The sequence below is a fragment of the Chitinibacter sp. S2-10 genome (assembly GCF_046530675.1).
Taxonomy (GTDB): domain Bacteria; phylum Pseudomonadota; class Gammaproteobacteria; order Burkholderiales; family Chitinibacteraceae; genus Chitinibacter.
This window is the reverse complement of sequence record NZ_CP172558.1, coordinates 519,045-540,679: the sequence shown is the minus strand read 5'-3', so window position 1 is coordinate 540,679 and position 21,635 is coordinate 519,045. Positions and strand designations below refer to the sequence as shown.

The following is a 21,635-nucleotide window of genomic DNA, read 5'->3' as shown; positions in this document are numbered from 1 at the left end:
ATTGTTTTTAAAATATTTTGGCGTAAAATCAAAGCTGGCGCTTGATGGCTGATTGCTTGGCTGAGTGAGCGTTAGCAGGTGAAAATCATGCTCAATAGTATATCTGGTCGCAATGACTTTTACGGTAAATATGGCGGGACTCAGTCGCTGTATGGTCAGAATACGGGCATTGTTTCTGCAGGATTGTCATCTAAAACGCTGGACAGTATTTATCAGCTGAGTGCAATTGAGCAAGTCGGCGCTTCCAATTTTCGCCTTACCCCACTTAATGCGGCATCATTCAATCAGTTTTCCAGTGATTTTTTTCAGCGACGAGTCGAAACCGTTTCCGGTTCAACTGCTGTTTCTTTGTCGGCTTCCGCTAGAGTCCAATCTGTTCTGAGTAATTTTGACTCCGATCTAAAACCGCTTTCTGGATCGGATGCCCGAAACCCGTTGCGCGCCAGTTTGAGTGACAACACGATAATTAGCGCCAAAGTGCTAAGTTCAGGAGAACTCAGGGCTCCGCAAAAAATCCAGGTACAGCAATTGGCGCAAGGTCAGTCAAGCCAGAGTGATAATTTTACAAGCAAAGACGAAGTGCTCGATCGGGGCTATCTGACCATTCAGTTTGGCGCAATTAATCAGGCCGGCAATCAGCAGCCGGAAGGCCAAGCAAAACTGATCGAAATTAATACGGGTGAGACTTTGAGTGATTTGGCGAGAAAAATCAATCAACTACAAACAAATCTGCTGGCAAACGTGGTCAGTGATCCGGATGGTGCAAGGCTGCAGCTGGATGGCGTGAAAACGGGGGCAGCTCAGGCTTTTACGGTTACAGCCAAACCTGAAAATGGTTTATCCAGCAGCAATTTGAACCGGCTTTCTATCAATGCGGCGCAGGCAGCGGCAGCAAATCGTGTAGCGCAGGATGCCAAATTGCAGATTGACGAGCGTGTGCTGAGTAATCCCGAAAATAATGTAGCCGACAAGGGTAGCAATCTGCAGCTTCAGTTACTTCAGCCGGGGGATGTGAATGTCACGATCGAGAGGGATTCAGCTCAGCTAGAGAAAAACATCACACAATTTGTCGAGCGGGTGAATCAGGCTCGTGAGCAATTACTCACCATTATTGAGAATTCAACAAGCGAATTGGGCGATGGGTTGGCACGACGGGAAATTGAGAGATTTAATTCGACTTTGTCGGCTGTTGAGAGTGGGCAGGGACGAGAGCGTGTATCACTCAGTGATCTTGGCGTAACAGCAAACGCGGAGGGGCAATTAAGCGTGAATGACGCCCGGTTGAGGCAGCAGATACAGGATAAACCCGATGCCATTAATGATTTGTTTAATCAGGCATTAGATAAACTGGGTGAAGCAATCGGTGACGCACAAAAAGAGGCCGCGATGCTGAATAATCCATTTCAAATGACTCGCAGTAGTGCGGACAGTTCGGTGTTGAGTAGTGCCATAGGGCGATTACCGGGCAATTCTTTTTCCCTGTTGCAGGGGGAAGGTATGAATTGGCGTAGTTTATATGGCATTGCCCAATATCTTCAGGTCGCGCAGTTTGCCTGATCATCGCATAAAAAACAAAGCCCGCATTTGCGGGCTTTGTTTTTTGTCACTGGATTTATTCTGCGCTGGCCAGTGCGCCGGCACCAATAAAGAAGCCCACATCGACGTGTAAAATTTCACCGGTCATGCCAGAACACAAATCAGACAGCAGGAATGCGGTCACATTACCTACTTCTTCTTGGGTTACGTTGCGTTTAAACGGTGTTGCATCCGCAGCGCCTTTGAGCAGCTTGCCAAAGTTGGCGATGCCGGCTGCTGCGAGTGTTTTGATTGGGCCCGCTGAAACGCCGTTAACACGGATTTCTTTGCTGGTGCCCAGTGCTGCAGCCATATAACGAACATTAGCTTCCAGACTGGCTTTGGCCAAACCCATCACATTGTAGTTTGGGATTGCGCGCTCAGCGCCAAGATAGGACATGGTGACCAGCGAGGCACGTTCGTTGAGCATAGGACGAGCTGCTTTTGCCAGTGCCGCGAAGCTATATGAGCTGATGTCGTGGGCAATCGCGAAATTTTCACGTGTCACGGCATCCAGATAATCGCCCTTTAATGCATCACGCGGCGCAAAGCCGATTGAATGTACAAAGCCGTCAAACGTCGGCCAGTGTTTTGCCAAAGCAGGGAACAGCGCGTCGATTTGTTCATCGCTGCCTACGTCGCACGGCAAGACAATGGTCGAGTTAAAATCTGCAGCCAGTTTGGTCACGCGATCTTTCAGTTCTTCACTGACATAGGTAAATGCCAGCTCTGCGCCTTCCCGGTGACATGCTTGCGCTACGCCGTAAGCAATAGAGCGATCAGACAAAAGGCCAGTGATCAAAATTTTCTTATTAGCGAGAAACCCCATCGGGCAACATCCTCGAGATTAAATAATCAGTAATCGGGCGATTATAAGCTTAAAAATCAATTCATGGCATAGGGTAATGGCAAGTTGTGCAGCAGTGGGCCATTTAGATTGGCCAAATGCAGGCCATGCTCCAGGCTGGCTATCTGCGCAACAAGCAGTAACTCCATACCGCCTTGCGGAGCTGGCGCGGCCTGCACGATTTTTCCGCTGGGTTGACCGTTCATTTCCGGGCTGTAGACATCCTGGCCTGCTGCGGCATCGATGCTGTCGACGAACATCCGGTACATGCGGCGTTTTAATTTGCCCAGATATTGAGTCCGAGCCACGATTTCCTGTCCTGGGTAGCAACCTTTGGTGAAACTCACTCCGCCGATCAAATCCAAATTCACCATTTGAGGGACAAATTCATCCTGTGTTGCTGCGGTAATCCACGGTGAACCTGCCTGAATTTCGCCAAGGCGCCATAGTGGCTCGCCTGCGGGTATTGCACCGCAGGCGATGAGTTTTTGCCAGAGGTCTGGTGCAAGATCATGGTTGGTCAAGATTTGATAACGCTCGTTGCTCAGGCCGATAAGTTGTGTTTGACCTTGCGAGATAACCTGCATGGCTTCAGGCACAGTTCCGAAGGCTTGGGTGATAATCGTTTTGGCTGTTTTTCCTGCGACACCCAGTGAAACCCATTCATTACTGGCGTCGCTTGCTTTGGTTTTGCTGCGCAGGATGAACATCGACAGACGTTTTTGTATGGCAGGCTGAATTGCACGATCTATTTGCAATAAATAATCCTCGCCTTGTCGGACGATCAGAAAACTGGCTTGAATTCGCCCTTTCGGAGTCGAGTAGCTGGAGTACTGTGCTGTTTCGGGTTGCAGAGCTCGAATGTCGCTAGATAGCTGCCCCTGCAAGAAGGGTTGGCTTTCTTCGCCACTAAACCGGATAAGACCATATTGAGTGAGTGGACAGACGATGGCCTGTTCGGCGTAGGCTTTTTTCTCAGCGCTTGGGTTACCAAAGGACGTAATTACAGAGGTGTCGGAAAAAGTCGCGCCAATCGATTCTAGCCAAGTCATATTGCGGCTTCCTGCTGGGGGTGAAGTAGGTTGGATATTATAACGCCCCGACAGGCGGGGCGGGTTTGCTTATTGGGGTGTTTCGGTCGTGCTTTCGGGAGGGGGGCCATTGGTCTTTGGATTTAACTCGGGGCGATAGGCTCCTCCGCTGCGCAATTCAGGTGCATTCAAAGTTCCGGCGACATTCAGCTGATTGCTTATTGTTACAACGCCTGCTGCCAATTGCGACGCAATGCTTCCGGTTAGTGCGCCAGCCTTGATGTTGACGTTTCCTCTTGATCGGAATTTGCCTGCATCTAACGTCAGGCTATGCAATTGAACAAGGTTGCCATCAATCTTAAGTCCGCCAACCAGTGTATTGAAGTTGGTCTGGCCGCCGCGGCTTTGTACGGTTGGGTTTTGTGATTTTAAGGGGGTTACCAGATCAAAATTGCTCAGCATGCCGTCTTGAATGATAAAACGGCCATTGATCTGGGGGCGTTTGAAAAGATCGCTATAGTTTTTTGCCTCGAAACGGAAAATGGCATCGCCATTCATGCGGCCACTCGAGCGGGTGATTGGACTGAAAACTTGGATGAGCGGCTCGGCTTGCAGGTTTTTGCTAAATAGCTGACCTGAAAGTATCCAGTGATCGTCGCCCCATTGAAGTTGCGCGTTGCCTGTGGCTAGACCGCCATACAGATCCGCGCGAATGTCAGCTATTTCAATGCCTTGTTTATGCGCGGTTCCAATTAATTTCAGATATTCAAAGTGCACCGGGTAGCCTAGTGGTGAATCCCAGCCTTTTGCATTGAACTGCACTTTAAAGGTATCCCCTTGAGATGGCTGGACTTGAAGTTCTGCACGCCCCTCGTCGGAGCTGATTAGTAAGTCGTCAATGCTACCGTCGCTTTTGAAGCGAAGTAATCCGTTTACTGGGCCGACTTTGCCCTGCTCAAGCTTGACCGCTACTTGTTCAAGATTCAGTCGGCCAATTTTTAACTGATTCTCAATGTTAGGTTGTAGCTTATTTGGTAAATCGATTGCGAACGGCAATGAAAATTCCGCTTGTTTGAGCGTAATGTCGCGCAAATAGGTATTCCAATTCATGACATTGTGTAATGTAACAGGAATGGAAATGGTGCCGATTTGGGCTGTGTCCGCAGAGTCGAGAATGATCCGTTCAAGAATAAACTCGGGGGCAGGGTTGTAATGGAACTTGATTGAGCCTATTGCCGCCCTGGTTCCAGATAATTTAGAGAGCGTTGATTCTGCACTGTTTTTGAATAAAGAATACGGAAAAACAAGAGGCGTCGCAGCAATGATGCCGCCGGTTGCCAATAGACCAAGCAGAAATTTTTTAGCCATAGCTTCTATTTTTGTCGATAAATTTATACGGTTTTTCTTGACTGCAGACGAGAGGCTGACTATTATACGCCCCATACCAATTCCCCGATAGCTCAGTTGGTAGAGCAACGGACTGTTAATCCGTGTGTCCCTGGTTCGAGCCCAGGTCGGGGAGCCAAATTACCGAGTTAAGTTAATTGTTTAACTTAGCTGTTTTGATTGTAAAGATCAATTCCCCGATAGCTCAGTCGGTAGAGCAACGGACTGTTAATCCGTGTGTCCCTGGTTCGAGCCCAGGTCGGGGAGCCAAATAAAAAAGGCTAGCTTATTCAAGCTAGCCTTTTTTATTTTGTCCGTGCTATTTTGATGCTTAGCATCGCCGTCATTGTGCTGGCGAACACATAATCTACAGAGGGATACTCGCATGTCGGACGAAGTTATCGAAGCGCTGGATGCTGATCCCCCTCCCCGCGCAGTACCTCCTGTTGAACCTGGCTTTTTTCAGCGCTATCGCTTGCCATTCATCTGGGCGGGTTCCTTGTTCTTACTGATTTTTTTCTTGTTGCTGGGTATCGCCGTCGGAATGAGCAAGCGCAGCTTCGAGAAAAAATTTTACGTCGAGCAAATTGTTAAGCTGAAGACAACAATACTGCAGCAAATTGAAGCGCACGATGCGCAAGATGAAGAGCTCAAGCAACTGCGGATAGATCTCCGGGCCAAGAGTGATCGTGTTGATGAGCTGGAGAAGAAATTGGCGGAACTGGGGGGGCATTCGCGTACGAGCAGTGCATCTCGTTCCAGTACGACCCAAGAGTTGTCGTCTGCAACGGGCGATCCGGGCGTGGACTATTTGCATCTGAAAACTGGCGATTGTGTCGTTGATGGTCAAGCTGCCGCCACAGCACAGCAGTGGAAAGCTTGCCTGCAAAATGCCAAGAAAACACCTGGAGCAAAAAACTAGACCAGATAAATGGAGATATCAAATTCGTCGATTTGCGCTGCCTGCAGGTAGCGTTCCGCGTAGGTGCGATATACCCCGGATGTCAAAAATAATGAAAAAAGATCAGCGTCAATATGCTGGTCTTTTTTCATTAGACTCATGATTTTGATTGCTTCCGAGAGGAGTTTGCCTTTTTTATAGGGTCTGTCGATTGCGGTGAGTGCTTCGAAAATGTCGGCGATTGCCATCATTCGGGCTGGTAGACTCATTTCATTGCGAGTTAAGCGTTTTGGATAGCCGCTGCCATCCATTTTTTCATGGTGCCCGCCTGCGATTTCCGGAACTCGCGACAGATGGCGAGGGAAGGGGAGTTTTTCCAGCATGATAATGGTCTGGACGATGTGCTCATTGATCTTGTAACGCTCTTCCTCCGATAGGGTGCCGCGGCCAACACATAAATTGTAAAGCTCTCCCCGGTTGTATAAATACTCCGGCACATTTAGCTTGAAGCCCCAGGGGTTGTCGGGCGCGATTTTATCGCGCTCCTTGCGAATAAAACGATGCTCTGGCTTATCGGCAATTAATGGTTCTGGGGTGGGTAATGGGGCTTCGGGAGTGCCTGCCTTGCGCTGCCTTTCTTCGTACGAAATGCCGAGGCGATCAGAAAGAGTTCGTAGCCAGGTCTGGCTGGCGATGTTGGTGAGCCTTTCTATTTTGTCCTGCGCCATAAATTCGCCGCCTTCATTGCAGTGGGCGACAAAGGCAAAATCATCGTCTAGGCGTTGTAATTCCTGCTCTCTGATATTGTTCAATTGTTTCTGATCGCCACCACTGGCCAGATTTTCCCAGTATCGAATATGAACGTCGCGCTTCATGACTTCAAAACGCATCCGGATTTCATGAATTCGGTCGTACAAGGTTTCTAGTTTGGTCGCCTTGTCGACGACATATTCCGGTGTAGTGACTTTGCCGCAGTCGTGTAACCATGCTGCGATATGCAGTTCTTCCCATTCGCTTTCATTTAAATTGAATTCGGCAAATGGCCCTTGGCTTTGTTCGCATGCCGCTTGAGCCAGCATTTTGGTTAATTCCGGTACGCGCTGGCAGTGTCCGCCGGTGTAAGGGCTTTTGGCATCAATCGCGCCGGCAATCAGCTGGATGAACGCTTCAAGCAGTGTTTTCTGTTCCTGGATCAGGCGTTGATTTTCAATAGCGACTGCCGCATTGCCGGAAATCGCCTCAATCATCGCTTGCTGGCCGGGGTCGACCGATTCATTGGCCAATTGCATTGCAATAACGCCAGCTAGTGTCCCATTACGCTCCTTGAGTGGTAATGCAATTACTGTGGCATTGCCACTGGACTCCTGGCCAAACAGTTGGTCGAGCCGGGCTTCATCGAGCTGTTCGATAATGGTGCCGTTATGCGCCGCTTTGACGATTGGATTAGTTAACTCATCAAGGCTGAGCGTCGCAATTTGTCCGACGTTGACTGGTGTGAGATTACTCAGGTGCGAGTGGGCGGGGATCAGTGTCCGTAGTTTGGGGTCATGCAGATAAATGACCCCGCCTTGTGCATCGGCAATCTCGGCCAACTCGCTCAGGATACGGGCAAGCAATCGTTCGAAGTTCGTTTCGGACGCTAGGCTGGTCGACAGTTCCAGAAAAGATCGTATTGTCGATTTCATGTCGTTCATCGAATCGGCCAGTTCGATGATTTCGGTAATGTTCGATCGGATTGAAATGGATTCGCTGAAATCGAAATGCTGGATCTTGATCGTCTCGTCGCTCAATTGATTCATCGGGCGAGAGGCTAGTCTGGAGACGAAAAAGGCCAGCGCAATAACGCCCAGCAACAGGATGCCAGCCAGAAGCATGCCTTGGTTACGCAGTGCCCGGGCGTTGGCGAGTAATTCGTCGTGCGGGCTGGCAATCAGCAGGGTGAGTGGTTTTCCGCCCGGAATTTGCAGGCGCAAATTGAGCCCTTCCCAATCATCCTGATTGAGGGTGAAGGATCGGCTGTGCTTCATTTCGCCGAGTGCGTAAAGTTGATTGAGAATGGGATCTTGCACTTCCTTGATCATCGGTAAGCGAAGTCTTCCATCAGGCAAGGTGACGAGTTTGGGGATATAGACTTGAGCGCTGCCATTTTGCAGGGCAATGACCTGTCCGCTGTTGTTCAGCAAGGCGATGCGGCTTTTTGACGTGTTTTTTTCCTGGCTCAGGCTGTTTTGCAAATCGGTCAGCAGGATGTCGGTGCCGATAACGGCCTCGGCTTTGGGGGATCGGGTTGAATAAGTGAAGCCCACTGCGCCAGACGAAGCAAAATAATAGGCGTCTGTGGCACGGGAATTACTGTCATTGTGTGCCAAAGCATTTTGATACCAAGGGCGAGTGCGCGGGTCGAATTGATAGGCAACGCCGCCGCGCAATGCAATCAGTTTGAGTTGTTGATCGAAATAGAAAAAATCACCAACCATGTTGCCGTGTTTCAGACTCAGGCTCTGAATGACCCAGGCTGTACCAGGGGGCGGAGACAGCAGGGCGCGTAACTGGGGCGTGTCCTGCCATTTTCGCAGCATAAAGAATTCGCCATTCGGATACCCTATATAGGTAGCGTTTGATAGCTCATTATTGGCAATGCTTGCAACCATATACCCTATATATTCAAGTCGTTGCTCCAGCGTCTTGGCTTGGGTGATTGGCGATTTGGCCAGTGTTTCAACCTGATTTTTGATCGGCTTGGCCATCGTCAGAATGCTTCTGGCGGTTTGCTCGCCGATCAGGTCGTAGCGTGCGCTGACGTCAGTCAGGATCATCTGATTAACGCGATGAAGTAGCGCCAATCCGAGAATCAGTGAAAATACCAGAATCAGTCCGGTGAACAGGTAGGAGAGATGAAGGTGAAACGGGATGGCTTTTTTGAGATTCATTTTTTGACCACTCGCATTTGAATTGATACGGTAGGCAGATGGTCAAAATATAAACAGTGGGCAATAAAAAAGCCTGCGTTAAGCAGGCTTTTTATGATTAATGGTGCGGAACAAGGTATTAAAGTACTTTTGCGATCGAATCAGCAACGTAGTCGATGTTGTTGACGTTCAGCGCAGCCAGACAGATACGGCCAGTTGATACCGCGTAAATGCCATAGTCGGCGCGCAGTTTTTCAACTTGCTCGGCAGTCAGGCCGGTGTACGAGAACATGCCGCGCTGTTGCGTCACGAACGAGAAGTCTTGTGCCACGCCACGAGCGGCCAGTTTTTCAACCAGACCAGAGCGCATTGCGCGGATGCGAACGCGCATGCCGCCGAGTTCTTCTTCCCACATCGCGCGCAATTCCGGGCTCGCCAGCACTGCAGCAACCACTGCACCGCCGTGGATCGGTGGGTTAGAGTAGTTGGTGCGGATGACGCGTTTCAGTTGGCTCAATACGCGGCCAGATTCTTCTTTGCTCGACGTGATGATAGACAGCGCGCCAACGCGTTCGCCGTACAAAGAGAAGCTTTTCGAGAACGAGCTAGAGATAAAGAATTGCAGGCCAGATGCGGCGAAGGCTTTCACTGCAACCGAGTCAGCATCGATGCCTTCAGCAAAGCCTTGGTAAGCCATGTCAAGGAATGGCACCAGACCACGCTCGCGACAAACTTCAACCACTTCGCCCCATTGCGCGTCGCTCATGTCCGCGCCAGTTGGGTTGTGGCAGCAAGCGTGCAAGATAATCACTGAGCCCGCTTCCAGCGTCAGCAGGAAGGCTTTCATCGCAGCAAAGTCAACGCCGCGAGTGCTTGCGTCATAGTACGGATAGTCGCCTACCTTGAAACCCGCAGATTCGAAAATCGCGCGGTGGTTTTCCCAGCTTGGGTTGCTGATGTAAACGGTCGCATTCGGGTTCAGACGTTGCAGGAAGTCGCCGCCGATTTTCAGTGCGCCAGTGCCGCCCAAAGCTTGTGCAGTAACAACACGGCCAGCTGCGATCAATTCGCTTTCAACGCCGAACAGCAGGTTTTGTACACCCGCGTTGTAAGCCGGATTACCCTCAATGGCCTGGTAGCCGCGCGGTGGTTGCGTCGCCAGACGTGCTTTTTCCGCTTCTTTCACCGCAGCGAGCAAAGGAATTTTGCCTTCGTCATTGTAGTAAACGCCTACGCCCAAATTCACTTTGGTGCTGCGAGTGTCGGCGTTAAACGCTTCGTTCAGGCCCAAAATCGGGTCGCGTGGGGCCATTTCTACGGCGGCAAAAATCGAGGATGTCATCCTGAGCTCCATTTATTGAATGTATTCGGGCAAGGCTGCGCTTGCCACGGCGAGAGAAAATTAATCGCGTGATTTTATCACGACTGAGCAGGACTGGCTGCAGGCGATGGCATCACAGGCTGTTTCTGAAGGTGGTGCCGACTGGTCTGTTGGGGTATTGCTCTGTAAAAGGCTATCTATTTGATACTGGTGGCAATACATGCGCCATGTATTTAGTTGCTGCGGCGTGAAAAATGGCGAGGTCTAAAACCCAGCAAACCCAGCGTCGCAAAATAGGCCGCAATGCCTGCCAGAACCAGGCCAGTGAGGCGCAACAAACGCATCGACATATTGCCGTCCGACCACGCTGGCATCAGCTGCAGCATGCCGATCAGCGTAGCCGCCATTACACTCACGGCGAGTAATAATTTGAATACAAAAACCGCCCAGCCTGCTTGCGGCGTGAAAATCTGCTGCTTGCGCAATTGATAAAACAGCAATCCGGCATTGGTCAGTGCGCCCAAGCTGATCGCCAGCGCCAAACCTGCATGTTTCAAATGGCCGATGAGCAACAAGTTAAATATCTGTGTGACTGCTAGTGTAAATAAAGCGATTTTGACCGGTGTTTTAATATTTTGCCGCGCGTAAAACCCCGGCGCCAGAATCTTGATCAAAATCAGCCCTACCAAGCCAACGGCGTAGGCGCAGAGAGCCTGCTGTGTCATTTGTGCATCGTGTGCGGTGAATTTGCCGTACTGGAACATGGCGACAGTCAGCGGCTCGGCAATCAGTGCCAAGGCGACGGCCGATGGAATTGCCAGTAACAGCGCCAAACGCAAACCCCAGTCGAGCAGGCGTGAATACTCGGTGGTGTCGTCGTTGGCATAGGTCTTTGATAGTGAAGGCAGCAAAATTGTGCCGAGCGCGACGCCGAGCAAGCCGGTTGGAAATTCCATCAAACGATCCGCGTAATACATCCACGACACCGAACCGGAGATCAGGAAGGAGGCGAAAATCGTATTGATAATCAGCGAAATCTGACTGACTGAAACCCCCAAAATCGCTGGCCCCATTTGTTTGATGACGCGCCAGACGCCGGCGTCGTGAAAATTAAGTTTGGGTCGGGTCAACATGCCGATTTTGCGCAAATGCGGCAATTGATAAGCCAGTTGCGCCACGCCACCAACGACGACAGCAACGGCCATTGCCAGAATCGGCGGGTCGAAATACGGCGTCAGAAACAGCGCAAAAACAATAAACGAGACATTTAGTAACGTCGGTACAAAGGCCGGAACCGAGAATTTATTCCAGGTATTGAGTACAGCGCCAGCCAAGGACGACAAGGAAATCAGCAAAATATATGGAAAGGTGATGCGCAACAAATCTGTCGTTAGCGCAAATTTATCCGGGTTTTGGGCAAAGCCCGGTGCCGAAACCCAAATGATCCATGGTGCGGCGATCACGCCAATTGCAGTGACGATGGCGAGGATCAACGTCAACATGCCCGACACGTCGGCGATAAACTCACGCGCCGCCTCGTCGCCCTGTTTGTTTTTGTATTCAGCCAATATCGGTACGAAAGCCTGACTGAATGCCCCTTCGGCGAAGATGCGTCGCAGCAGATTGGGGAGTTTGAAGGCGACGTTAAAGGCGTCGGTGGCAAGGCTGGCCCCAAAGATCCGCGCCATGATTGCGTCGCGGGCAAACCCTAAAACGCGTGAGATCAAGGTCATTGAGCTGACTGCTGCGACTGCTTTTAAGAGATTCATATTTCCACGGGCTTAATTTGCTTTGTGCGCATGATACGCCGCTCTTGCATATGTCGTGAAGAACGAATAAAATCGTCGCCTTTCTAGGGTTTGTGTGTGCTGCCGAAAGTCCGTGTCTCCGGCCAAGCAGTAGACCCGTTACACCTCAGGAGCATTACAACATGGCAAATACCGCACAAGCACGCAAGCGCGCTCGTCAAGCAACTGCAGCACGTGAACACAATGGCGCTCAGCGTTCAGAATTCCGTACTGCAGTTAAAAAAGTAATCAAAGCGATTGCTGCTGGCGATAAAGCTGCTGCTACTGCTGTTTACCAGCAATCAGTAAGCACAATCGACCGTATCGCTGATAAAAAGATTTACCACAAAAACAAGGCTGCTCGTCACAAGAGCCGTCTGGCTGCTGCGATCAAGGCAATGGCTTAAGTTTTTGCCTGCATGAAGAAAAAGCCCACTTTCGAGTGGGCTTTTTTTCGGCTGCGTTTTTTGTGGTCTCATGATGATTGCAGTTCTCGGTAGCGCCGGATTCGTTAATACGGGTGCGACAGCCGGAAGCTTTCCATGATGCGCCAGTAAGATGCTTCTTCCAGAATAAACACGCGGCCATCGGGGGCTTCGTGCGGCGCGATGTCGATGACGACTCGGACAAAGCGGCCGATTTCCTGCCATAGCGCAGCAGCAAGGCGTTCGACAAACCAGTCGGCGCTCTCACCCGGTTTGAGTGCTGCTTCATGGCGTACTTCCAGTAGAAACACGCCGTCGCCGATATGCTGCTTGCGTACCCATGATGGCATGCACCACACCCTGCGAATGGTTGATAGCGCGATGTCGGCCTCTTGGGGGGCAAGGGGCGATAAACCGATTTGTAAACGATAGGTGCTGGCCATCAGGTTTACCTTATGCAAATGCAGGGCAATGATTTTTCTTTATGGCATGCAGCGCCCCTTGTTGTCTAGTGATTGTCATATTATGGGGGAGTTTCATACGTTTCTGTGCGTGATATGCTAGGCTAGAGGTTCGTCTCAAAGTACAGATCACTTCTATGAACGACAGCACAGAATTAGCCAAACGTCCCCGTATTTTGGTGGTGGATGACTCCAGAATTGTCCGCGCGACCATCAAGAAGCATTTGTCTGAAATGTATGATCTGGTTGAAGAGGGGGATGGCGAAGCAGGCTGGCGCCGTTTGATGAGCGACGAGAGCATAGACCTGCTGTTGTCCGACCTGACCATGCCTGAGCTTGATGGCTTGGGTTTGCTGGCGAGAGTGCGCGCTTCGGGTGAGGCCCGCTTGCATTATCTGCCCATCATTATTATTTCCGGTGAAGAAGACGAAGCGACCAAAGCGCATTGCGTCGAGTGTGGCGCGAACGATTTTGTCACCAAATCGACAGACCGCAGCGAAATGCTGGCGCGGGTTAAAGCCAATCTGGAGCTGGCAGCTACACGGCGCGAACTGGCCGAGTCGCGCTCGGTGCAGGTGCAAACTGGGATGACCGATGCACTGACCGGCGTTGGCAGTTCGCATTTACTCAATTTGCAGCTGGAACAGGCGCTGGCTTTTGCGTTTCGACATAACAGCGAAGTCACTGTCATGTTGCTTGATCTCAATCACAGTCAGGCTTTGCAGCATAAACTGGGCGAACGAATGCACGGGCAATTGCTGGGCTTGCTGGCCAAGTTGCTTGAGGCCAAACTGCGTAAAGAAGACACACTGGCACGCCTGAGTGATTCGATGTTTGTTGTGGTGTCCCCGTCCGCTCCGCTGACTGAGGCAAGAGTGATTGCCGAGCGCTTGCGTCAGACAATCGCCAATGCCAGAGTGAATTTCCGTAGCGAACAGTTGCGAGTGACCGCGTCGATTTCAGTGGCGAATTCTTGGCATGATGATGTGCATTCGGTTGACCGGATGATGGCGATTCTACGGGATCGTTTGTATGCCGAACCAATGGATAATCATGTCTTTATGCCGGATCCGGCGATGAGTCAAATGCCGACGCCGTTAATTTCAGAGGCTTTGGTGATGCTGCATAAAGGCAAAGTCGACGAGTTGCGCCCGCATCTGAAAGCATTGATGCTCAATCTCAAACCGCTGCTTGAGCTGGCCACTGCCGAGCTCAATCTAGATTGGGATTTGCTGCCGCTGGAAGAGTAAAGCCCGGTCTGAATTTTGCTGACTGTCCCAAGAGTAAGCCGATACGAATCGCAGATGGTCGTGGGCTTACTCGGTTTTTTGATATATCCCTGCCTGCACCAATTTCAAATTGTGATGCACCCCGGTAATGGTTTCCGAATGGCTGATAATCAGATAGCCGCCAACGTGCAAGCGCTGAATGCAGCGCTGGACAACGTGTTTCTTGGTTTCTGCATTGAAATAAATCAGCACATTGCGCAGGAAAATCACGTCAAAGGACTGCATGCTGGGCAGATCCTGATTGAGATTGATGACCTGAAACTCGACCCGATGACGTAATTCGCGGCTGATCAGCAGCGTATCGAGATGAGAGCCCTGACCTTTGAGGCAATAGCTTTTCAGGTAATTCAGCGGGATGCCTTCGCAGCGCTGCATCGGGTAATGCCCGGCGCGGGCTTTATCCAGAACGGGCTGGCTGATGTCGCTGCCCATCAAATACCAAGTGCCATGTATTCCCATTACATCGGCAAGCATCATGGCGATGCTCCAGACCTCTTCGCCACTCGATGCGGCTGCGCTCCAGACTCTGAGCATGTGGTTGCTGCTGTGTGGGCGGCTTAAATAAGCTTTGAACCAGTCAAAATGTTTGGGTTCGCGAAAGAAAAAAGTCTCGTGCGTGGTCAGCAAATCCAGCGCGAGCTGTCGTTCGGCATCTTCTTTCTGATCATTGATAAGTTTGAAATAAGCCTCGAATGAAGCAATTTTTCTAGCTTCAAGTCGTTTATTCAGTCGCTGGCAGACGAGTGTTTTTTTGATTGGTGCAAGATGTACCCCGGTCTGCTCCAGCATCCATTGGCTGTAGCGTTGGAAAGTCAGATCGTTCAATTCCATGATCAAATACCTGTTGCCATCGGTCTGCTCTGGCGATTTTGCCTTTGCTCATCATCGTTTGAGATTGCTGCAAGCGCAAGTTTGTCCGTCAAAATGATCCCGAGTGCCCGATATGAACCGATTTTCGGCACGCACCGAATGAGCCACACTATTGACGTGGTCTGCTCTGGCTAATGACTTGGGTATATGGCGCTATCTACTTCCCAGTCTTTACTTTGAAGATATACCCCGTCATTTTTCTGGCGACGTTCGATAAACAGGGCATTACCCGGCTGGCGTTTGGCCATGCTTTTGGCGTGGCTGGCCAAGCTGGCGACTTCATGATGGCTGGCGTGCTCACGGGCAACCACCCGTGCCGCGCCGAGTGATAAAGACACCAATGGGTGGCTTTGCAACTTTCCTTGCCGGTTGGGGGCTTCATAGCCGGTATTTTGGATTGCCTCGGGCGTAAAAAAATCGCGAATCCTTAGCCGGAATGTCTCGAGCAATTGCTCGCAACGCGATTGCCAGTCATTGCTGCGTAGTAACAAAATAAAGTCATCGCCACCGATATGGCCGATGAAGTCAACTTTTGGATCGCAGTATTCCTGCAGTAATTGCCCCAACAGTTGTAATAATTCATCGCCACGCGCATAGCCATAGACATCGTTATAGGGCTTGAAATGGTCCAGATCGGCGTAGACGACGACAAAATCGAGCTGTTCGGCGAGCAAGCGGCTCATGGTCTGTTGAATTGGCACATTGCCGGGTAAGCCGGTCAGTGGATTGGCGTGCCGGGCTGCAGCCAGTTGTAGCTCGGTCATGGCGCGGATCAATTCCCGACCGGTGCCCATTCCCAGATAGCGACCCTGCTCGGTAATGATGAATCCATCGTCCAGTTGATGGTGTTCGCACGAGGTCATCAGGCGAGCCAGCTCGGTCAGGCTGGTATTACTTTCGATGATCAGGGGTTGGGTGTCCATATGCAAAACGCAGCTGCGCTCGCCGAATAGCTCCCGGCCATAAGGGCGGGCGAGCAACTCCAGAATGGCATTGCGCTTAACGAGGCCGATCGGCAAGTCATTATCGATCACCGCAATCGCGCGTAGATCGGGTTGGGATTGGAAGCGCTGCCAGAGTTTGTTGTGACTGTCCTTTGACGATGCTGCGGGGAGGGGCTGCAACAACGACAGCGCCATGCTTTGCTGCAAATGACTCAGGTTTTCGCGTTCCAGCTGAGGAACACTGATTTGCGGATCGGGTCTGGCTTGTGGTCTGGCAAATAAATAGCCCTGAGCAAAATGGATTCCCATGCGGCTGATGACTTCGAGCTCGTCGGTCGTTTCAATACCTTCTGCGATGACTTTCGTATGCGTACCCAGCGCAATATGTTGCAGCGAGCGGACAAATTGGCGCTTTTGTGCATCAAGATGGATGCCCTGAATGAAATATTTATCGATTTTGACAAAATCGGGTTTCAATTCGGACCACAGTCGCAAGCCGGAAAATCCTTCGCCCAGATCGTCCAGCGCGATTTTGAAACCCATCTGGCGATAATGCCGGATTGCTTCTGCGAGCAGTTTGTAATCGTGAATGGCCTGGGTTTCGGTCAGTTCGATGACGATGCGTTGCGGCTCCAGATCCACTGATTTGAGGTATTCAAGTGTCGCGCCGGAGCGAAAGCCGGGTAGCGTCAGGCTGCTTGGGCAAACGTTCAGAAACAATTTGCCGGGCAAACCGCTGTTCACAAAAGCACGAATGATGGCTTTTCGGCAGGCGATATCCAGTTCTGCCAACAGGCCACAACGCTCGGCGGCTTGAAAAAGCTGAATCGGAGAATGGAGTTCATGCCCGGCCGGACCGCGGATTAATCCTTCAAAACCGTATGCCCGGCCTTCCTTGAGCGTGGCAATTGGCTGGAAGAGCGCACTCAGTTGCCGCGTCTGGATAATCTGTAAAACTTGTTCATATTGCTGCTGGATCAGACCAAGGGGAGGCATGCTGGGGGTGGGGGCTAGTCAATCATTCTTGTAAGGTAGCAGTACAAGATTGCAATGATGTGACTGAACCCCGCGGATTCGCAGGCTTCGCTGTCTCGATGAAGCGATCAGAGCGTAAAGCGTTGCGTGATCGGCATGCGCCAGTCTTTGCCAAACGAGCGCTCGGTAATGCGCGGCCCCACCGGCGCTTGACGGCGCTTGTACTCGTTGATTTTGAGCAGGCGAACGACTTTGTTGACATCGGCCTCGACATAGCCGCGCGCGATAATGTCAGCAATGCTGAGGTTTTCTTCGACATAAGCCGCCAGAATCGCGTCGAGCACCTCGTATTCGGGCAGGCTGTCTTGATCTTTCTGATCGGGGCGCAACTCGGCCGACGGCGGACGTGTGATAATGCGCTCTGGAATCGGCGCGCTCTGACCTTGGGCAATCGCCTGCTGATTGCGCCAGTTCGATAATCGATACACCATCGTTTTGGCGACGTCTTTCAGCACAGCAAAACCGCCCGCCATATCGCCGTATAGCGTCGCGTAGCCCGTTGTCATTTCGGATTTATTACCAGTCGTCAAAACCAATTTTCCAGTCTTATTGGATAGAGACATCAGCAGCATACCCCGGATACGGCTTTGCAGATTCTCTTCGGTCGTGTCCATCTCACGGCCAGCAAATTCATCGGCCAGACCGGCCATCATCGCTTCGTACATAGGCCAGATTTCGATTTCGGAATATTTGCAGCCCAGAATTTCGATCATTTCGCGTGAATCATTAACCGAAATATCGGCGGTGTAGCGCGACGGCATCATGACTGCGTGGCAACGCTCGGCACCGAGTGCATCGGCGGCAATCGCCAGCGTCAGCGCCGAATCGATACCACCGGATAATCCCAGCAAAATGCCGGGGAAACGGTTTTTGCCTATGTAATCTTTAACGCCTTGCACCAGCGCACCGTAAATGCTTTCTTCTATCGGGGTATCGGCTGCTATATCAGACTGGATAAGGTCTCCATTGAGATACTCACAGCAGGTAATCTGATTGCTAAACGCCGGTAATTGCAGCGCCAGCTCGCCCGATTTATTGAGCGCGAATGAATGGCCATCGAACACCAGCTCGTCCTGACCGCCGACCAAGTTGCAATACACCAGCGGAATGCCGTTTTCTTCAACGCGTTGGCGCGCCACTTCGCGGCGGGTTTTCTGCTTGGCCTGATGGAAAGGCGAGGCGTTGAGTACCAGTAAAATCTCTGCACCTTCGTCGCGCGCGGCAGCGGCTGGCTCGGTATCCCAGATGTCTTCGCAAATCGCGATGCCAACTTGTACGCCGTCCTGCTCGAAAACAAAGGGCGAAAAACCGGGCGTAAAGTAGCGAACTTCGTCGAAAACTGCATTATTAGGCAGCAGCAATTTATCGTAGCGGCCCAGCACATTGCCATCGCGAATCACGCTGGCCGAGTTGAATACTTCATCGCCCGCTACGCCGCTGGGGTGGCCGACGATCAGCGTAATGCCGTCGAGTTCGTCGATAAAGCGCGCCAGCATCTGTTTGCATTGCTTGAGAAAAGCCGGACGCAGCAGCAGATCTTCCGGTGGATAGCCGGTCAGCGCGAGTTCAGGCGTGAGCAAAATATCAGCGCCCGCCGCCATTGCTTCGCGGGCTGCAGCGAAAATCAGCTCGGTATTACCAGCAAGGTCACCAACAATCGGGTTGATCTGGGCGAGGGCGATTTTCATGGTTGTAGGCTCTGTTGACGTTTGGTTTGCGAGTCGCGTTTGTGCTGGTTTTGGCCTGAAACAAGGCGCAAAACCTGATGCATAGTCATTCTATGTGAAGGCTTTGCAACGCAGTGTCAGGCCAAAAACAGCCAAACCCGCCGGGCTGGGCGCTTTTTGCGACGACTCTGCGTTATTGCCTGCTCACATAGAATGACTATGCCTCGCAGTCAATGCCTTGATTCGTCGCAAAAATCGCGCCAGCGCGACCGTAAACCAAGCGTCAACAGAGCCTAAGTCACACGCGAAATAAAAAACGCTATTTTAACGGTTTGCCATGCAACGTTGTGAGTTGTTTCTGCTGCAATGAAAAGGCCGCACATCTAGCGCGGCCTTTTCATGTGCTTGTAGGACAGACTTCAGGGCGAAGTTATTTGCAGGCCTGTTCGCGCACGACCGACCCTCTGAATTGCAGGCTTAATTTATTGAGTCTGGCCAGTTGTTCGTCGCTCAGTTGTTTGAAATTGAAAGTCGCTTGCTTGAGCGTGTCGTCCCGGTCGCGAACCACAGCAGACTTGACGCCTTGCGCTTGCAGCTCGGCCAGATGACGCTCACCGGCTTCGCGCGTACTGAAGACGCCCAATGAAATGGCATTTTGCCAGCGTCCGCCATTGTTGACGACAAAATAATCTTTCAAACCCAGCTCTGCCAGTTGGGCGGCCTTGCTTTTGGCGATTTCCAGGCTGTCTTGCGGCGGAATGTAAACCCAGACCTTGGTCGATTCACCGCTGCTGGTTTCGGTCATGGTCATTTTCAAAGCGGACAATCTGTCGCGTGCCAGCTGGATTTGATCACCGGTTACGCCGGTCCAGCGCGCGCAATGCTGTGCCAGCGTGACCGGAGTCGGTGCGGCGCTTGCAGTCGGAATAGGCGTCGTTGGTGTGGGTTCGGTCGGCGCGGCTGCCGTTGCGCTGGCTTCGCCGGCGTTTTCGCCCAGCGTGCCAGTGACAATTTTGACCGCCGAGGCGTTTTTCTCGCGGGTTTGCAGCGTAATGCTCATTGGTGCGCTGTCGAGCTGAAACCAGCCATAAACCAGCAAATTGGCCAGCAATAGCAAGGCAAAAAACAATTTCATTGCGTGAAGACTCCGTCGGCAGCAAGGTGGAGGGCGTAAAGGCCATCGAGCACCAGATTATCTACTGTCTGGCTGTTTGCGTTAAGCAACGTTTGCAAGCGTGCGGCATCACCGCCAAACAAAATGATTTTATCAATGGGTATTGCCTTCTGACTTAATTGCAGTATGGCTTCCGAGATAATACCCCTGATGGCACGTAGACAGCCGGTTTCAATGGCGTCGTGCGTATTGCACGGAAAATCGACTTCGCTACCCTGCGCCAGCGGCAATTGCGCAGTACCCTGAAATAACGCTTGCTTCATCAAACCGAATCCGGGGCTGATGGTTCCGCCGAGAAACTGGCCGTCGCGGGTCAGTGTATCGACGACCAGCGCGGTGCCAGCCGAAATAATGAGCAGCGTTTGCTGTGGAAAGCGGCTGGCCGCACCCAGTACCGCAGCCCAGCGGTCGGCGCCTTGCTGGCTTAAATCCTGATAATGATTGCTCACGCCCAGCGCTTGCCGGCTGACGACCAGACGGCGCGGCGCAATGCTCCAGCGCTGCAGACAGAACGCATACAAAGCCTGATAACGTTGTTCGTCGCCGACGACACAGGCCAGAATCTGTACGGGAGGCTGTGAATCACGGCTTTGTTCGGCAAATTCATCGACGTCGCTGGCGGTCTGTACCGTGCCAGCGTCAAAACGCCATTTGATCCGGGTATTGCCCAGATCGATCAGCAACACTTTGCTCATTGCGTCCGTCTCAAATACGCTCATTGACTCGCCTCAGGTGCTTGCTTAACCCGCCTAAGGCTCAGGTCGCCAGTGTGGATCAGTTGCTCGCGGCTTGTTGCTGCGCCGTCGGTTATTTTGAGCCTTAATGAACCGTCTGCGGCAAGGCCGAGCAGCTCGCCGCTCTGGATTTTGCCGTCGGGGGCGATGATATTGACTTGCTGGTGCTGCCAGACGCTCAGGCTTTCCCATTGAGGCAGAAATGGCGAAAAACCCTGTTCGGCAAAGCGATTGAGCCCCAATTCCAGCGCCGCCAACAGCTGTCCAAGCAATTGATTGCGCGAGCAGTTGAGCCCGGCCGGCTGAAGGCTGGCTGCCGACGTATCGAGCTCGGGTTGCCAATGTTCGGGAAAAGCCAGATTCAGGCCGATGCCGATGACGACCTGAGCTGGCCCCAAGGCGTCGCCCTGCATTTCGATCAGAATCCCGCCGACTTTGGCGTAATCCGTTTCCTTGTTTTCGTCATAGTTTTGCAGTAGCAAATCATTGGGCCATTTGAGTCCGATCCGGCTGATACCGTGATCACGCAAGGTCTGGGCGATGATGGCGCCCACAGCCAGCGACAGGCCGGCCAGTTGCGTCGGGCCACCGGAAAATTGCCAGGCGAGCGAAAACATCAGGCTGCCGCCAAGCGAGCCCAGCCAGCGCCGACCTAGCCGGCCACGGCCGCCGGTTTGCCATTCGCAGGCGAGCGCCAGGCCATGCTGCGGATTTTTGAGTAATTGTCGATTGCTCGAATCAAGGGTATCAGCCACCGAGACAGTTACAGCGGAGTCTGCAGGCAAATACTGCCTGATGGTATCTGGATTGAGCCAGTCTATCGCTTGCGCCAGCCGGTAACCCGCGCCGCTACGCCGTTCAAGCACAATGCCATACTGTTCGGCTTGCGAGAGCGCATTGGAAACGCTGGCACGGGAAATTCCCAGTCGGTCGGCAATGGACGTGCCTGAGGTGAAATGCTGCGCATCAAGTTCGCGCAAGAGGCGGATTGGATCTGTCATGACGTCATTTTACGAGAAACGATCATGGATTGGGGAAGTCGACGATTTAGCAGGCCGTTGAAAAAGATAGCGAGAGGCTCAAAGACAAGGAAAAAATGGCGAAAAACCGGAGTTTACAGGTAGTAAATGAGGATTTTGAGCCATTTTTTAACGAAGAATTTGAGTCTTGGAGTCGTTTTTCAACAGCCTGTTAGGCGGTGATGAGGTCAATTGATCTTTCCATTTCCGGCAACTACAGTGCATAAGCTGACTCACTCCAATGCGATGCCAATGTATTT

17 protein-coding genes and 2 tRNA genes are annotated in these 21,635 nt (G+C 51.8%); 6 read left to right on the top strand and 13 right to left on the bottom strand.

What is annotated here, in order from left to right:
- Positions 1-87 precede the first annotated feature (87 nt).
- Positions 88-1,557, top strand: coding sequence for a flagellar filament capping protein FliD (gene fliD / locus ACG2XO_RS02510; RefSeq protein ID WP_410499271.1), 1,470 nt, complete (start codon positions 88-90; stop codon positions 1,555-1,557).
- Between the two features lie 55 nt (positions 1,558-1,612).
- Here fliD and ACG2XO_RS02505 read toward each other — a convergent pair whose 3' ends face one another.
- From ACG2XO_RS02505 to ACG2XO_RS02495, 3 genes are all read right to left on the bottom strand, one after another.
- Positions 1,613-2,404, bottom strand: coding sequence for an enoyl-ACP reductase (locus ACG2XO_RS02505; protein WP_410499270.1), 792 nt, complete (start codon positions 2,402-2,404; stop codon positions 1,613-1,615).
- Positions 2,405-2,460: 56 nt separating this feature from the next.
- A complete protein-coding gene (locus ACG2XO_RS02500) occupies positions 2,461-3,474 on the bottom strand; it encodes a YgfZ/GcvT domain-containing protein (protein WP_410499269.1) in 1,014 nt (337 codons plus the stop codon).
- Positions 3,475-3,543: 69 nt separating this feature from the next.
- A complete protein-coding gene (locus ACG2XO_RS02495; RefSeq protein WP_410499268.1) occupies positions 3,544-4,929 on the bottom strand; it encodes a hypothetical protein in 1,386 nt (461 codons plus the stop codon).
- On the opposite strand from ACG2XO_RS02495, the gene ACG2XO_RS02490 reads away from it, so the two are divergent.
- The 3 genes from ACG2XO_RS02490 to ACG2XO_RS02480 all read left to right on the top strand — a co-directional run bounded on the left by ACG2XO_RS02490 (position 4,903) and on the right by ACG2XO_RS02480 (position 5,761).
- Positions 4,903-4,978 (top strand) — tRNA-Asn (locus ACG2XO_RS02490). The two genes, ACG2XO_RS02495 and ACG2XO_RS02490, sit on opposite strands and share 27 nt — an antisense overlap.
- Before the next feature lie 55 nt (positions 4,979-5,033).
- Positions 5,034-5,109, top strand: a tRNA-Asn gene (locus ACG2XO_RS02485).
- 115 nt (positions 5,110-5,224) lie between these two features.
- On the top strand, positions 5,225-5,761 hold the full coding sequence (locus ACG2XO_RS02480) for a hypothetical protein (protein ID WP_410499267.1): 537 nt from the start codon (positions 5,225-5,227) through the stop codon (positions 5,759-5,761).
- On the opposite strand, the gene ACG2XO_RS02475 is transcribed toward ACG2XO_RS02480, so the two are convergent.
- From ACG2XO_RS02475 to murJ, 3 genes are all read right to left on the bottom strand, one after another.
- On the bottom strand, positions 5,758-8,670 hold the full coding sequence (locus ACG2XO_RS02475; protein WP_410499266.1) for an HD domain-containing phosphohydrolase: 2,913 nt from the start codon (positions 8,668-8,670) through the stop codon (positions 5,758-5,760). The genes ACG2XO_RS02480 and ACG2XO_RS02475 overlap by 4 nt on opposite strands.
- A gap of 118 nt (positions 8,671-8,788) precedes the next feature.
- Complete coding sequence (locus ACG2XO_RS02470) at positions 8,789-9,991, bottom strand: aromatic amino acid transaminase (RefSeq protein ID WP_410499265.1); 1,203 nt, start codon at positions 9,989-9,991, stop codon at positions 8,789-8,791.
- A gap of 212 nt (positions 9,992-10,203) precedes the next feature.
- Positions 10,204-11,739: a murein biosynthesis integral membrane protein MurJ gene (murJ, locus tag ACG2XO_RS02465; RefSeq protein ID WP_410499264.1), complete on the bottom strand. Its 1,536-nt coding sequence runs from the start codon at positions 11,737-11,739 to the stop codon at positions 10,204-10,206.
- Positions 11,740-11,900: 161 nt separating this feature from the next.
- Between murJ and rpsT the strand changes: the two genes are divergently transcribed.
- On the top strand, positions 11,901-12,164 hold the full coding sequence (rpsT, locus tag ACG2XO_RS02460; protein ID WP_410499263.1) for a 30S ribosomal protein S20: 264 nt from the start codon (positions 11,901-11,903) through the stop codon (positions 12,162-12,164).
- A gap of 104 nt (positions 12,165-12,268) precedes the next feature.
- Here the strand turns inward: rpsT and ACG2XO_RS02455 are convergent, their stop codons facing one another.
- Positions 12,269-12,625, bottom strand: a complete 357-nt coding sequence (locus tag ACG2XO_RS02455; RefSeq protein ID WP_410499262.1) for a hypothetical protein — start codon at positions 12,623-12,625, stop codon at positions 12,269-12,271.
- Positions 12,626-12,780: 155 nt separating this feature from the next.
- On the opposite strand from ACG2XO_RS02455, the gene ACG2XO_RS02450 reads away from it, so the two are divergent.
- Complete coding sequence (locus ACG2XO_RS02450; RefSeq protein WP_410499261.1) at positions 12,781-13,893, top strand: response regulator; 1,113 nt, start codon at positions 12,781-12,783, stop codon at positions 13,891-13,893.
- A 66-nt stretch (positions 13,894-13,959) separates the two neighbouring features.
- Here the strand turns inward: ACG2XO_RS02450 and ACG2XO_RS02445 are convergent, their stop codons facing one another.
- The 6 genes from ACG2XO_RS02445 to ACG2XO_RS02420 all read right to left on the bottom strand — a co-directional run bounded on the left by ACG2XO_RS02445 (position 13,960) and on the right by ACG2XO_RS02420 (position 21,357).
- Positions 13,960-14,763, bottom strand: coding sequence for a CheR family methyltransferase (locus tag ACG2XO_RS02445; protein ID WP_410499260.1), 804 nt, complete (start codon positions 14,761-14,763; stop codon positions 13,960-13,962).
- A 170-nt stretch (positions 14,764-14,933) separates the two neighbouring features.
- Complete coding sequence (locus tag ACG2XO_RS02440; protein WP_410499259.1) at positions 14,934-16,742, bottom strand: phosphodiesterase; 1,809 nt, start codon at positions 16,740-16,742, stop codon at positions 14,934-14,936.
- 107 nt (positions 16,743-16,849) lie between these two features.
- Positions 16,850-18,469 (bottom strand): NAD+ synthase, encoded by a 1,620-nt coding sequence (locus ACG2XO_RS02435; protein ID WP_410499258.1) that lies wholly within the window; start codon positions 18,467-18,469, stop codon positions 16,850-16,852.
- A 409-nt stretch (positions 18,470-18,878) separates the two neighbouring features.
- Positions 18,879-19,583, bottom strand: a complete 705-nt coding sequence (locus ACG2XO_RS02430; protein ID WP_410499257.1) for an SPOR domain-containing protein — start codon at positions 19,581-19,583, stop codon at positions 18,879-18,881.
- Positions 19,580-20,341 carry a type III pantothenate kinase gene (locus ACG2XO_RS02425; RefSeq protein ID WP_410499256.1) on the bottom strand — a complete coding sequence of 254 codons (762 nt, stop codon included), beginning with the start codon at positions 20,339-20,341 and terminating at the stop codon, positions 19,580-19,582. Before ACG2XO_RS02425 ends, ACG2XO_RS02430 begins: the two co-directional genes overlap by 4 nt.
- On the bottom strand, positions 20,338-21,357 hold the full coding sequence (locus ACG2XO_RS02420; protein ID WP_410499255.1) for a biotin--[acetyl-CoA-carboxylase] ligase: 1,020 nt from the start codon (positions 21,355-21,357) through the stop codon (positions 20,338-20,340). The genes ACG2XO_RS02425 and ACG2XO_RS02420 overlap by 4 nt, the downstream gene beginning before the upstream one ends.
- Positions 21,358-21,635 lie beyond the last annotated feature (278 nt).

What these genes read in the sequence shown, in the direction of transcription:
- ACG2XO_RS02505 (WP_410499270.1), bottom strand. Translation starts at nt 2,404, where the DNA reads ATGGGGTTTCTCGCTAATAAGAAAATTTTGATCACTGGCCTTTTGTCT.
- ACG2XO_RS02470 (WP_410499265.1), bottom strand. Translation starts at nt 9,991, where the DNA reads ATGACATCCTCGATTTTTGCCGCCGTAGAAATGGCCCCACGCGACCCG.
- ACG2XO_RS02420 (WP_410499255.1), bottom strand. Translation starts at nt 21,357, where the DNA reads ATGACAGATCCAATCCGCCTCTTGCGCGAACTTGATGCGCAGCATTTC.
- fliD (WP_410499271.1), top strand. Translation starts at nt 88, where the DNA reads ATGCTCAATAGTATATCTGGTCGCAATGACTTTTACGGTAAATATGGC.
- ACG2XO_RS02445 (WP_410499260.1), bottom strand. Translation starts at nt 14,763, where the DNA reads ATGGAATTGAACGATCTGACTTTCCAACGCTACAGCCAATGGATGCTG.
- ACG2XO_RS02440 (WP_410499259.1), bottom strand. Translation starts at nt 16,742, where the DNA reads ATGCCTCCCCTTGGTCTGATCCAGCAGCAATATGAACAAGTTTTACAG.
- ACG2XO_RS02455 (WP_410499262.1), bottom strand. Translation starts at nt 12,625, where the DNA reads ATGGCCAGCACCTATCGTTTACAAATCGGTTTATCGCCCCTTGCCCCC.
- rpsT (WP_410499263.1), top strand. Translation starts at nt 11,901, where the DNA reads ATGGCAAATACCGCACAAGCACGCAAGCGCGCTCGTCAAGCAACTGCA.
- ACG2XO_RS02430 (WP_410499257.1), bottom strand. Translation starts at nt 19,583, where the DNA reads ATGAAATTGTTTTTTGCCTTGCTATTGCTGGCCAATTTGCTGGTTTAT.
- murJ (WP_410499264.1), bottom strand. Translation starts at nt 11,739, where the DNA reads ATGAATCTCTTAAAAGCAGTCGCAGCAGTCAGCTCAATGACCTTGATC.
- ACG2XO_RS02435 (WP_410499258.1), bottom strand. Translation starts at nt 18,469, where the DNA reads ATGAAAATCGCCCTCGCCCAGATCAACCCGATTGTTGGTGACCTTGCT.
- ACG2XO_RS02425 (WP_410499256.1), bottom strand. Translation starts at nt 20,341, where the DNA reads ATGAGCGTATTTGAGACGGACGCAATGAGCAAAGTGTTGCTGATCGAT.
- ACG2XO_RS02475 (WP_410499266.1), bottom strand. Translation starts at nt 8,670, where the DNA reads ATGAATCTCAAAAAAGCCATCCCGTTTCACCTTCATCTCTCCTACCTG.
- ACG2XO_RS02500 (WP_410499269.1), bottom strand. Translation starts at nt 3,474, where the DNA reads ATGACTTGGCTAGAATCGATTGGCGCGACTTTTTCCGACACCTCTGTA.
- ACG2XO_RS02450 (WP_410499261.1), top strand. Translation starts at nt 12,781, where the DNA reads ATGAACGACAGCACAGAATTAGCCAAACGTCCCCGTATTTTGGTGGTG.
- ACG2XO_RS02480 (WP_410499267.1), top strand. Translation starts at nt 5,225, where the DNA reads ATGTCGGACGAAGTTATCGAAGCGCTGGATGCTGATCCCCCTCCCCGC.